The sequence below is a fragment of the Pseudomonas sp. BIGb0278 genome, assembly GCF_024809895.1.
Lineage (GTDB): Bacteria > Pseudomonadota > Gammaproteobacteria > Pseudomonadales > Pseudomonadaceae > Aquipseudomonas > Aquipseudomonas shirazensis.
Genome location: NZ_JANUEL010000001.1, coordinates 522,730 through 534,973, shown reverse-complemented (window position 1 = coordinate 534,973; position 12,244 = coordinate 522,730). Strand labels below are relative to the sequence as shown.

Sequence of the window (12,244 nt, the reverse complement as noted above, 5' to 3'; positions counted from 1 at the left end):
GGACTACGTCTTGCCGAGGGGTCGATCATGACAGAGTTGGCGCGGTTGAAGTTCTATGCCACTCAGCCCCACTCCTGCAGCTACCTGCCCGATGAGCAGGCCACCACGCTGTTCCTCGACCCTAGCCAGCCGATGGACGTCGATGTGTATGCCGACCTCTCCGAAATGGGCTTTCGCCGCAGTGGCGACCACCTGTATCGCCCGCATTGCCAGAACTGCAACGCCTGCGTACCGGCGCGCATCCCCGTCGCCCGCTTCATCCCCAATCGCCAGCAGCGGCGTATCCTCAAGCGCAACAGCGACCTGCAGGTAACTGCCGCCCGGCCATCGTTCAAGGAGGAATACTTCGACCTGTACCGGCGCTACATCGAGCAGCGCCACAGCGACGGCGACATGTATCCACCCAGTCGCGATCAGTTTTCCACCTTTCTGGTGCGCGATCTGCCATTCTGCTGGTTCTATGAGTTTCGCCTGAATGGGCGGCTGCTTGCGGTGGCGGTATGCGATATGCTGCCCAACGGGCTGTCGGCGGTGTACACCTTCTACGAGCCGGATGAAGAACGCCGCAGTCTGGGGCGCTTCGCCATTCTCTGGCAGATCAGCGATGCACTGCGCCAGAACCTTGAGGCGGTGTACCTTGGCTACTGGATCAAGAACTGCAAAAAGATGAGTTACAAGACCCAGTATCGCCCCATCGAACTGCTGATCAACCAACGTTGGGTCAGCCTCAATTGAAAGCATTGGCTTGAAATACTCTTTTCGGGCATAATCCACGCCACTTTTTTGCCCGGTGCAGTTGCGCGTCGGGCCTACACTGGATACCGAGGGCTTTACTGCATGTCGAAAGAAGACAGCTTCGAAATGGAAGGCACTGTCGTCGACACCCTGCCCAACACCATGTTCCGCGTGGAGTTGGAAAATGGGCACGTCGTAACCGCGCATATCTCCGGAAAAATGCGCAAGAACTACATCCGTATTCTCACTGGCGACAAGGTCCGCGTCGAGCTGACGCCTTACGACCTGAGCAAGGGCCGCATCACCTACCGCGCCCGTTAAGCTCCAGTCATGAAAAAGCCCGGCCAATGTGCCGGGCTTTTTTGTGGCCAAAGAAAAAGGGCCGCCGAGGCGGCCCACTCTGCTCGATCACGCCACTTCGGCAGTGGTCTCGAAGTCGAACACCAACTCGCCATCACGTAGCTCGATGTGCACCACGCCGCCATGCTCGGCCAGCTCACCGAACAGGATCTCTTCAGCCAAGGGCCGCTTGATCTTGTCCTGGATAAGCCGTGCCATCGGCCGGGCACCCATCTGCACGTCATAGCCGCTGGCAGCCAGCCAGCCACGTGCCTCATCACTGACCTCAAGCAGTACACGCTTGTCTTCCAGCTGAGCCTGCAGTTCGATAAGGAACTTGTCGACGATGCTTTTGATCGTCTCGTGGCTCAGGCGACCGAACTGGATGATGGTATCCAGGCGGTTGCGGAATTCCGGCGTGAAGCTCTTGCGAATGACTTCCATCGCATCCGACGCATGGTCCTGATGAGTGAAGCCAATCGAAGCCCGCGCAGCGGTTTCGGCGCCGGCGTTGGTGGTCATGATCAGAATCACGTTGCGGAAGTCCGCCTTGCGCCCGTTGTTGTCGGTCAGGGTACCGTGGTCCATCACCTGCAGCAGCAGGTTGAAGACTTCCGGGTGTGCCTTCTCGATCTCGTCGAGCAGCAGTACGCAGTGCGGCTGCTTGGTAATCGCCTCGGTGAGCAAGCCACCTTGGTCGAAACCGACATAGCCTGGCGGCGCACCGATCAGGCGCGACACAGTGTGCCGTTCCATGTACTCGGACATGTCGAAGCGCACCAGCTCAACGCCCAGCGCCTTGGCCAGCTGACGCGCAGCCTCGGTTTTGCCGACGCCGGTAGGGCCAGCGAACAGGAACGAGCCTACGGGCTTGTCCGGGGCCTTGAGGCCGGCTCGCGACAGCTTGATCGCAGTCGACAGCGAGTCGATCGCTGGGTCCTGACCAAATACGGTCAGTTTCAGGTCGCGTTCCAGGTTACGCAGCAGCTCCTTGTCGGAACTGGACACGTGCTTTGGCGGAATCCGAGCGATTTTCGCGACGATATCTTCGACCTGCGCCACTTCGATGCGCTTGACCCGATTGGCCTCTGGCTGCAGACGCTGGTAGGCGCCCGCCTCGTCGATCACGTCGATGGCCTTGTCCGGCATATGCCGATCATTGATATAGCGCGCAGCGAGCTCGGCAGCGGCGCGCAGGGCCTCGTCGCTGTACTCGATGTGGTGATGCGACTCGAAGCGGCCTTTCAGCCCACGCAGGATACCCACGGTGTCTTCCACCGACGGCTCCGACACATCGACCTTCTGGAAGCGCCGCGCCAGCGCCCGGTCCTTCTCGAAGATGCCACGAAATTCCTGGAAGGTAGTCGAGCCGATGCAGCGGATATCACCTGATGAGAGCAGTGGCTTGAGCAGGTTGGACGCATCCATTACCCCGCCCGAGGCCGCGCCGGCACCGATGATGGTGTGGATCTCATCGATGAACAGGATGGCCTGCGGACGTTTTTTCAGCTCACCCAACAGCGCCTTGAAGCGCTTCTCGAAGTCGCCACGGTACTTCGTCCCAGCCAGCAGTGCGCCGAGATCGAGCGAATAGACCACGCTCTGCGCCAGCAGATCAGGCACCTGACCGTCGACGATACGTTTGGCCAGGCCTTCGGCGATGGCCGTCTTGCCGACGCCCGCTTCACCGACCAGCAACGGGTTGTTCTTGCGCCGGCGAGCGAGAATCTGCGCTACCCGCTCGACTTCTTGCTCACGGCCTACCAAAGGGTCGATACGACCCTGACGCGCCTGCTCGTTGAGGTTGCTGGCGTAGGTATCCAGCGGATTGCTCGAGGACGACGTTTCGCCACCCTCTTCATCCTGCATGTCCTGGTCGCTGTCGGCGCTCGGCCCATGGCCTGGCACCTTGGAAATGCCGTGGGCAATGAAGTTGACCACGTCGATACGGGCCACGCTCTGCTGCTTGAGCAGAAACACGGCCTGACTTTCCTGCTCGCTGAAGATAGCCACCAGCACATTGGCGCCGGTCACTTCACGCTTGCCCGAACTCTGCACATGGAACACCGCGCGTTGCAGCACGCGCTGGAAGCCCAGGGTTGGCTGGGTTTCGCGGTCTTCGTCGTGCACCGGGATCAGGGGGGTAGTGGAGTCGATGAACTCTTGCAGGTCGTGCTTGAGCTTGTCGAGATTGGCGCCACAGGCGCGTAGAACGGTTGCGGCCGCCTCATTGTCAAGGAGTGCCAACAGCAGATGTTCGACGGTCATGAACTCATGACGCTTCGAACGGGCCTCCTTGAAGGCCAGATTGAGGGTGACTTCGAGCTCGCGGTTTAACATAGCTTCACCTCATACCCAAGTGGTCGGCGATTAACCGTCCTTCTCGATTTCACAGAGTAGCGGATGCTGGCTCTCCCGGGCGTATTGGTTGACCTGCGTCGCCTTCGTTTCGGCGATATCGCGGGTAAACAATCCGCATACTGCCCGCCCTTCGGTATGGACGGTCAGCATGATCTTGGTCGCCAGCTCGCGGTTCAAACTAAAGAACGTCTCGAGCACTTCGACGACGAAATCCATTGGCGTGTAGTCATCGTTGAATAAAACCACCTTGTACATGGGTGGCGCCTGCAGGATCGGCTTGGCTTCTTGAACAGCCAGACCGGAGCCATCGTCCTCGTTGGTCTGAGGACCATCCTGATTGAATGTTAGTCGAATCTGACTGTGTGCATGCATGGAAAGAATTTCATCACATCGACAAGTTAAGGTTGTGGGTTGACCGCATAGAGCTGGCGCCGGCGCAGGCGCCGCATGACCTTGACTATCGGCAAAACGGTGTTACAACCAATAGAACCCACCGTGGGCGATAAAGATCCGCGCAGTCAACCAGATTTTTCGCAAGGTTCGTATGCGGATACGTGGATGATACTCCAGTGATGGAGTCCTTTGCAGAGGGACATAGGGATGACAAGCGGTAAAGTCAAGTGGTTCAACAATGCCAAGGGCTATGGGTTCATCAACGAGGACGGCAAGACTGAAGACCTCTTTGCCCACTATTCGGCCATCGTAATGGACGGATACAAGACGCTGAAGGCCGGCCAGCTGGTCAAGTTCGAAATCATCCAGGGCCCCAAGGGCCTGCACGCGGTGAACATCAGCGACGCCAAAGCCGAGGTCAAAAGTTCAGCAGATCCGGCGACCGAACGCACGAAGGCCACTGTCTGACCATTTGTTTGCCGCTGAGATGTGAACGGGCCGATCGCCTCTTGAACGAGGCGATCGGTTTTTTCGTGTCTACATGTGTTTGATCATCTCATCGCCAAAGCCTGAGCTACCCACCAGCGTGGCGCCGTCCATCAGGCGCTCGAAATCATAGGTAACGGTTTTCGCCGCAATTGCGCCGTTGGTCCCTTTGATGATCAGGTCGGCAGCCTCGGTCCAGCCCATATGCCGCAGCATCATTTCGGCCGAGAGGATAACCGACCCCGGGTTGACCTTGTCCTGGCCGGCATACTTGGGCGCGGTACCGTGCGTCGCTTCGAACATTGCCACCGTATCCGACAGGTTCGCCCCAGGCGCGATGCCAATCCCGCCCACTTCTGCCGCCAGCGCATCGGACAGGTAGTCACCGTTCAGGTTGAGCGTGGCAATCACGTCATACTCTGCCGGGCGCAGCAGGATCTGCTGCAGCATGGCATCGGCGATCGCATCCTTGACCACCACGTTCTTGCCACTCTTGGGGTTGGTGAACTGCATCCACGGCCCGCCATCGAGCAACTCGGCGCCGAATTCTTCCTTGGCCACCTCGTAGCCCCAGTCCTTGAACGCGCCCTCGGTGAATTTCATGATGTTGCCCTTGTGGACCAGGGTCAGCGACTCGCGGTCATTGTCGACCACATACTGCAACGCCTTGCGCACCAGGCGCTTGGTGCCTTCCTTGGAGACCGGCTTGACGCCGATGCCGCAGTCCTGGTCGAAGCGAATCTTGGTGACGCCCATTTCCTCCTTGAGAAACTTGATCACTTTGATGGCTTCGGGCGAACCGGCCTTCCACTCGATGCCGGCATAAATGTCTTCGGAGTTTTCCCGGAAGATCACCATGTCGACGTCTCCCGGCTTTTTCACCGGACTCGGCACACCCTCGAACCACACCACCGGGCGCAGACACACATACAGGTCAAGCTGTTGACGCAGGGCCACGTTCAGCGAGCGGATGCCGCCACCGACCGGCGTAGTCAGCGGGCCTTTGATCGACACCACGTATTCTTTGACTGCGTCGAGGGTCTCTTGCGGCAGCCAGGTGTCCTGGTCATACACCTGCGTAGCTTTTTCACCGGCATAGACCTCCATCCAGGCGATCTTGCGCTTGCCGGCGTAGGCCTTGTGCACGGCGGCATCGACTACCTTGATCATCACCGGGGAAACATCGACCCCGATGCCATCGCCTTCGATATAAGGAATGATCGGGTTGTCGGGCACATTGAGCGAATGGTCGACATTGACGGTGATCCTGGCGCCGTCGGTCGGCACCGTGATTTTCTGGTATCCCATGCTTGCACTACTCCGGAGTCGGGTGTGGTTGGACATCATGCGATCCAATCAGCCTAAACCACATCTGCCGACCTGCAAGGCCGGGCTTGTACCTGCGGCAATGCACCACATTGCAGGTAAGTCTTTGGTCTTATAAATGCGCTGATACCACTTGGCCTTGCTGATTAGCCCAAAGGGTTTGGTATACTCCGGCCCTGACCGTAAGGTCATGGGGGCGAATCCCCGGAAATCGCGGCTTGCCCCCGGCCCTCGAAGGCCACAAAGTCTGGGCTGTTACCGCATCCCAGCCGCTTGACGCTCGACTGATGCATCCACCATCACCGCTCGTAGCCTCTCGACCTTTTGCCCATGGCGCGCCGTGGGCGATGCGCCTACCCAGCGCACCCCGAGACTCGAGTACGCTCAGCAAAACAGAGAGTTAACCCGCATGCCCACCCGCTCTAAGATCATCTATACCTTCACCGACGAAGCCCCTGCCCTCGCCACCTATTCGCTGCTGCCGATCGTCGAAGCGTTCACCGCCTCGGCTGACATCGCCGTCGAAACTCGCGACATCTCCCTGGCTGGCCGTATCCTTGCGGCATTCCCGGAGCAACTCGGCGCAGACAAGCAGGTAAGCGATCATCTGGCGGAGCTGGGCCAACTGGCCACCACCCCTGAAGCCAACATCATCAAGCTGCCGAACATCTCGGCCTCGGTGCCTCAGCTCAAGGCTGCGATCAAGGAACTGCAAGCCAAGGGTTACGCCGTCCCTGACTACGCCGACGAGCCTGCCAGCGCTGCCGAAAAAGAATCCCGCGCGCGCTACGACCGCATCAAGGGCAGCGCCGTGAACCCGGTACTGCGCGAAGGCAACTCCGACCGCCGCGCGCCGCTTTCGGTCAAGAACTACGCTCGCAAGCACCCGCACAAAATGGGCGCCTGGGCTTCCGATTCGAAATCGCACGTGGCCCACATGAGCCAAGGCGACTTCTACGGCAGCGAAAAAGCCGCACTGATCGAAGCTGACGACAGCCTGCGCATCGAACTGCTGGACAAGAACGGCGCAACTACCGTTCTGAAGGAAAAAACTGCTGTCAAAGCCGCAGAAGTGGTTGACTGCGCGACCATGAGCCGCAAAGCCCTGAAAGCCTTCATCGCCGAGCAGATCGCCGATGCCAAGGCCAGCGGCGTACTGCTTTCGGTGCACTTGAAAGCAACCATGATGAAGGTTTCCGACCCGATCATGTTCGGCGTCATCGTCGAAGAGTTCTACGGTGAAGTGCTGACCAAGCACGCTGCAGCGCTGGCTGACATCGGCTTCAATGCCAACAACGGCATCGGCGACCTGTACGCCCGCATCAAGGACCTGCCAGCTGACCAGCAAGCGCAGATCGAAGCCGACATCCAGGCCCTCTACGCCGTACGTCCAGCCCTGGCCATGGTCAACTCCGACAAAGGCATCACCAACCTGCACGTGCCGAGCGACGTAATCGTCGACGCCTCGATGCCGGCCATGATCCGTGATTCGGGCAAGATGTGGAACACTGCCGGCGAGCTGCAAGACGCCAAGGCCGTGATCCCGGACCGCTGCTACGCCGGTATCTACCAGGCTGCCATCGAAGACTGCAAGGTCAACGGCGCCTTCGACCCGACCACCATGGGCAGCGTACCGAACGTTGGCCTGATGGCGCAGAAAGCCGAAGAGTACGGCTCCCACGACAAGACCTTCGAAATCAAGGCCGATGGCGTCGTGCGCGTCGTTGATGGCAAAGGCAACGTGGTTCTGCAACAGAACGTCGAAGCCGGCGACATCTTCCGCATGTGCCAGACCAAAGACGCGCCGATCCAGGACTGGGTCAAGCTGGCCGTCAACCGTGCCCGCCTGAGCGGTACCCCAGCGGTGTTCTGGCTCGACCCGGAACGCGCCCACGACGGCGTGATGATCGAGAAAGTCCAGAAGTACCTGAAAGACCACGACACCACTGGCCTGGACATTCGCGTCCTGCCGCCGGTCGAGGCGATCAAGTTCTCCCTGGCCCGTATCCGCGAAGGCAAGGACACCATCTCGGTGACCGGCAACGTTCTGCGCGACTACCTGACCGACCTGTTCCCGATCATGGAGCTCGGCACCAGCGCCAAGATGCTGTCGATCGTGCCGCTGATGAACGGCGGTGGCCTGTTCGAAACCGGCGCTGGCGGTTCGGCACCCAAACACGTGCAGCAGCTGGTCGAAGAGAACTTCCTGCGTTGGGATTCGCTGGGTGAATTCCTCGCTCTGGCGGCCTCGCTCGAGCACCTGGGCGACACCTACGCCAACCCACGTGCCAAGGTTCTGGCCAACACCCTGGATCAGGCTACCGGCAAGTTCCTCGACAACAACAAGTCGCCTTCGCGCAAGGTTGGCGGTATCGACAACCGCGGTAGCCACTTCTACCTGACCCTGTACTGGGCTCAGGCCCTGGCTGCGCAGAGCGACGACGCTGCGCTGCAAGCGCGCTTCGCCCCGCTGGCCAAGACCCTGACCGAGAACGAAGCGACCATCGTCGCCGAACTCAACGCCGTACAGGGCAAGCCAGTCGACATCGGTGGCTACTACGCCCCGGATGCCGAGCTGACCGCCAAGGTGATGCGTCCAAGCCAGACCCTCAACAACGCGATTGCTGCGCTGTAAGGTTCGCTTGAAGTAACCCCACAAACCCCGGCCACGCACCGGGGTTTGTGCTTTTCAGGATTCCACTATGACCTGGCACCCCCACATCACCGTAGCCACCGTGGTCGAAGACCAGGGCCGCTTCCTCTTCGTCGAGGAATTCAAAGCCGGCCAGCACGTCTTCAACCAACCGGCCGGCCACCTCGAGCCCAACGAAACCCTGCAGCAGGCCGCCCTGCGCGAAACCCTCGAAGAAACCGCCTGGGACGTCGAACTGACCGGCGTGGTGGGCATCTACCTATACACCGCCCCCAGTAACGGCGTCACCTACCAACGCATCTGCTTCGCTGCCCGCCCCGTCCGGCACCATCCGCAACGCGCCCTCGACAGCGATATAACCCGCGCGCTGTGGATGACCCGCGCCGAGCTGCTGGCCGAGCCACAACGCTGGCGCAGCGAGCTGGTGCCGCGCTGCATCGACGACTACCTGGCAGGCCCGCTGCACAGCCTCGCCTTGCTGCGCGACTGACGCGCACGAGCGGGCCTGATAGAATCGACCTTTTTCCCTGATACACATCGGTAGCCATGACCAGCCCAGCACTCAAAGACCCCGCCAAGACCCGCGTCATCGTCGGCATGTCCGGCGGCGTCGACTCTTCCGTCTCCGCCCTTCTGCTGATCGAGCAGGGCTACCAGGTGGAAGGTCTGTTCATGAAAAACTGGGAAGAGGACGACGGCACCGACTACTGCACCGCCCGCGAAGACCTGGCCGACGCCCAGGCCGTGTGCGATCGCATTGGCATCAAGCTGCACACGGCCAACTTTGCCGCCGAGTACTGGGACAACGTGTTCGAGCACTTCCTTGAAGAGTACAAGGCTGGGCGCACGCCAAACCCGGACATCCTCTGCAACCGCGAGATCAAGTTCAAGGCCTTCCTCGACTACGCGCTGTCGCTCGGTGCCGACCTGATCGCCACCGGTCACTATGTACGCCGGCGCGACACCGGCGAGCTGACCGAGCTGCTCAAGGGCCTGGACCCGAACAAGGACCAGAGCTACTTCCTGCATGCCGTCGGCGGCAAGGAAATCGCCCGCACCCTGTTCCCGGTCGGCGAGCTGGAAAAACCCGAAGTGCGCGCCATCGCCGAGAAACATGGCCTGGCTACTGCCAAGAAAAAGGACTCCACCGGCATCTGCTTCATTGGCGAGCGGCGCTTCAGCGACTTCCTCAAGCAGTACCTGCCGGCCCAGCCGGGCAACATCGAAACCACCGAAGGTGAAGTCATCGGTCGCCACCACGGCCTGATGTACCACACCATCGGCCAGCGCCAGGGCCTGGGCATCGGCGGCCTCAAGGACGCCGGTGACGACCCGTGGTACGTGCTGGTCAAGGACCTCGCCCGCAACGTGCTGGTGGTCGGCCAGGGCAACGAGCACCCATGGTTGTTCTCCCGCGCCCTGCTCGCCTCGGACATCTTCTGGGTCAACCCGATCGACCTCGCCACCCCGCGCCGCCTCACGGCCAAGGTGCGCTATCGCCAGGGCGACCAGGGCTGCACCCTGGAACGCACCGAAAGCGGCTACCGCGCCGTGTTCGACGAGCCGCAACGTGCGGTCACCCCCGGCCAGTCGGTGGTGTTCTATGATGGCGAGGTGTGCCTGGGCGGCGGCGTGATCGAGACTGCTGAGCCGTGGAGCCCGCGCCCATGAGCAACCTGCACGAGCAGTTGATTGCCCTGGGCGGCGTGTTTCAGGCTGCAGTGCTGGTCGACAAGCTGGCACGCACCGGCCAGTCCAATGACGCCGAGCTTGGCTGCATGCTTGGCAGCCTGCTGGTGATGGATCCCAAGGACACCCTCGAGGTGTTCGGTGGTGATGACCTTAACCTGCGCGACGGTTACCGCGCCCTGGTCGGCGCACTCGAGCGCGAGCCCAGCAGCCTGCAGCGCGAGCCGCTGCGCTATGCCCTGTCGATGCTCGGCCTCGAGCGCCAGCTGGCCAAGCGTGGCGACCTGCTGGAAACCATCGGCAACCGCCTGCCGCAAATCCAGGGTCAGGCCGATCACTTCGGCCTGACCCACGAGAATGTCATCGCTTCCAGTGGCGCCTTGTATCAGGACACCCTGAGCACCTTGCGCCAGCGCATTCAGGTGCATGGCGACATGCGCTTCCTGCAGCAAGCCAGCAACGCCTCGAAGATCCGCGCACTGCTGCTGGCCGGGATCCGCGCCGCACGCCTGTGGCGCCAGCTTGGCGGGCACCGCTGGCAGCTGGTATTCAGCCGGCGCAAGTTGCTCAACGAGCTGTACGGCATGATGCGCACCAATTCCTGAATGCTGCGCATCCCCGCCTGGCACGGTCCATGTAGGAGCGGCCTCGTGTCGCGAAAGGTGCGCGAAGCGCGCCCAGCAATCCTAGGGTGCGGCACAAATCTTGGGGCCGCTGCGCAGCCCTTTCGCGACACGAGGCCGCTCCTGCAGCGACCGCGATAAGCTTTGAAACGGCTCGACCTTTGGTCAGCCACCCGACCTCGGCGCATTTTTCATGTATGATATGCGCCCTCCAAAAGCCTGACTGTCCGAGAACACCCCATGCAGCTTTCCTCGCTCACTGCGGTTTCCCCTGTAGACGGCCGCTACGCCGGCAAAACCCAGGCCTTGCGCCCTATTTTCAGCGAATACGGCCTGATCCGTTTCCGCGCCCTGGTCGAAGTGCGCTGGCTGCAACGCCTGGCCGCCCACCCGCAAATCGGTGAAGTGCCGGCATTCTCGGCCGAGGCCAACGCCGTTCTCGATACCCTCGCCAGTGATTTCCAGCTGGCCCACGCCGAGCGCGTCAAGGAAATCGAACGCACCACCAACCACGACGTCAAGGCCATCGAGTACCTGCTCAAGGAGCAGGCTGCACAACTGCCTGAGCTGGCCAACGTCAGCGAGTTCATCCACTTCGCCTGCACCAGCGAGGACATCAACAACCTGTCCCACGCGCTGATGCTGCGCGCGGGCCGTGATGACGTGCTGCTGCCGCTGATGCGCCAGATCGCCGAAGCGATCCGCGCGCTCGCCCACCAGCATGCCGACGTGCCGATGCTGTCGCGCACCCACGGCCAGCCAGCCTCGCCGACCACCCTGGGCAAAGAGATGGCCAACGTCGTCTACCGCCTCGAGCGCCAAATTGCGCAAGTCGCTGCCGTGCCGCTGATGGGCAAGGTCAACGGCGCCGTCGGTAACTACAACGCGCACCTGTCGGCCTACCCGCAGATCGACTGGGAAGAAAACGCCCGCGCCTTCATCGAAGACGAGCTGGGCCTGCAGTTCAACCCGTATACCACCCAGATCGAGCCGCACGACTACATTGCCGAGCTGTTCGACGCGATCGCCCGCTTCAACACCATCCTGATCGACTTCGACCGGGACATCTGGGGCTACATCTCGCTGGGCTACTTCAAGCAGCGCACCGTTGCCGGTGAAATCGGCTCGTCGACCATGCCGCACAAGGTCAACCCGATCGACTTCGAAAACTCCGAAGGCAACCTCGGTATCGCCAACGCCCTGTTCCAGCACCTGGCCAGCAAACTGCCGGTTTCGCGCTGGCAGCGTGACCTGACCGACTCCACCGTGCTGCGCAACCTGGGTGTGGGCTTCGCTCACAGCGTTATCGCCTATGAAGCCAGCCTGAAGGGCATCAGCAAGCTGGAAGTCAACACTCAGCGCATCGCTGCTGACCTGGACGCCTGCTGGGAAGTGCTCGCCGAGCCGATCCAGACCGTCATGCGTCGTTTCAACATCGAAAACCCCTACGAGAAGCTCAAAGAGCTGACCCGTGGCAAAGGCATCACCCCTGAGGCGCTGCTGACCTTCATCGATGGCCTGGACATGCCAGCCGATGCCAAGGCCGAGCTCAAGCAGCTGACTCCTGCGACCTACATAGGTAACGCAGTCGCGCAGGCCAAACGTATCTAAGATTACGCCTGCGTCTGACGCCCGGCCT

The 12,244-nt window shown here is 61.0% G+C and carries 11 protein-coding genes; 8 read left to right on the top strand and 3 right to left on the bottom strand.

Annotated features, from left to right (window positions below; translation table 11 throughout):
- Positions 1-27: 27 nt before the first annotated feature.
- Together M2396_RS02380 and infA are read left to right on the top strand one after the other, a co-directional pair.
- Positions 28-735, top strand: a complete 708-nt coding sequence (locus M2396_RS02380) for an arginyltransferase (RefSeq protein ID WP_101320835.1) — start codon at positions 28-30, stop codon at positions 733-735.
- Between the two features lie 102 nt (positions 736-837).
- Entirely contained in the window at positions 838-1,056 is a 219-nt protein-coding gene (infA, locus tag M2396_RS02375; RefSeq protein WP_002553999.1) for a translation initiation factor IF-1, read from the top strand.
- An 87-nt stretch (positions 1,057-1,143) separates the two neighbouring features.
- Here infA and clpA read toward each other — a convergent pair whose 3' ends face one another.
- Both clpA and clpS read right to left on the bottom strand, forming a co-directional pair.
- Positions 1,144-3,414: an ATP-dependent Clp protease ATP-binding subunit ClpA gene (clpA, locus tag M2396_RS02370; RefSeq protein WP_101320837.1), complete on the bottom strand. Its 2,271-nt coding sequence runs from the start codon at positions 3,412-3,414 to the stop codon at positions 1,144-1,146.
- Positions 3,415-3,444: 30 nt separating this feature from the next.
- Positions 3,445-3,807 (bottom strand): ATP-dependent Clp protease adapter ClpS, encoded by a 363-nt coding sequence (clpS, locus tag M2396_RS02365; RefSeq protein ID WP_101320839.1) that lies wholly within the window; start codon positions 3,805-3,807, stop codon positions 3,445-3,447.
- Between the two features lie 228 nt (positions 3,808-4,035).
- Between clpS and cspD the strand changes: the two genes are divergently transcribed.
- A complete protein-coding gene (cspD, locus tag M2396_RS02360; protein ID WP_310504212.1) occupies positions 4,036-4,296 on the top strand; it encodes a cold shock domain-containing protein CspD in 261 nt (86 codons plus the stop codon).
- A 69-nt stretch (positions 4,297-4,365) separates the two neighbouring features.
- Here cspD and icd read toward each other — a convergent pair whose 3' ends face one another.
- Positions 4,366-5,622, bottom strand: coding sequence for an NADP-dependent isocitrate dehydrogenase (icd, locus tag M2396_RS02355; protein WP_259072574.1), 1,257 nt, complete (start codon positions 5,620-5,622; stop codon positions 4,366-4,368).
- A gap of 427 nt (positions 5,623-6,049) precedes the next feature.
- Between icd and M2396_RS02350 the strand changes: the two genes are divergently transcribed.
- The 5 genes from M2396_RS02350 (at position 6,050) to purB (ending at position 12,216) form a co-directional block, all read left to right on the top strand.
- On the top strand, positions 6,050-8,275 hold the full coding sequence (locus tag M2396_RS02350) for an NADP-dependent isocitrate dehydrogenase (RefSeq protein ID WP_101320843.1): 2,226 nt from the start codon (positions 6,050-6,052) through the stop codon (positions 8,273-8,275).
- Positions 8,276-8,342: 67 nt separating this feature from the next.
- On the top strand, positions 8,343-8,783 hold the full coding sequence (locus M2396_RS02345; protein ID WP_101320845.1) for an NUDIX hydrolase: 441 nt from the start codon (positions 8,343-8,345) through the stop codon (positions 8,781-8,783).
- Between the two features lie 56 nt (positions 8,784-8,839).
- Positions 8,840-9,964, top strand: a complete 1,125-nt coding sequence (mnmA, locus tag M2396_RS02340) for a tRNA 2-thiouridine(34) synthase MnmA (RefSeq protein ID WP_101320847.1) — start codon at positions 8,840-8,842, stop codon at positions 9,962-9,964.
- Positions 9,961-10,587 (top strand): high frequency lysogenization protein HflD, encoded by a 627-nt coding sequence (gene hflD, locus M2396_RS02335; protein WP_101320849.1) that lies wholly within the window; start codon positions 9,961-9,963, stop codon positions 10,585-10,587. The genes mnmA and hflD overlap by 4 nt, the downstream gene beginning before the upstream one ends.
- A gap of 258 nt (positions 10,588-10,845) precedes the next feature.
- Complete coding sequence (gene purB / locus M2396_RS02330) at positions 10,846-12,216, top strand: adenylosuccinate lyase (RefSeq protein WP_101320851.1); 1,371 nt, start codon at positions 10,846-10,848, stop codon at positions 12,214-12,216.
- Positions 12,217-12,244: the final 28 nt, after the last annotated feature.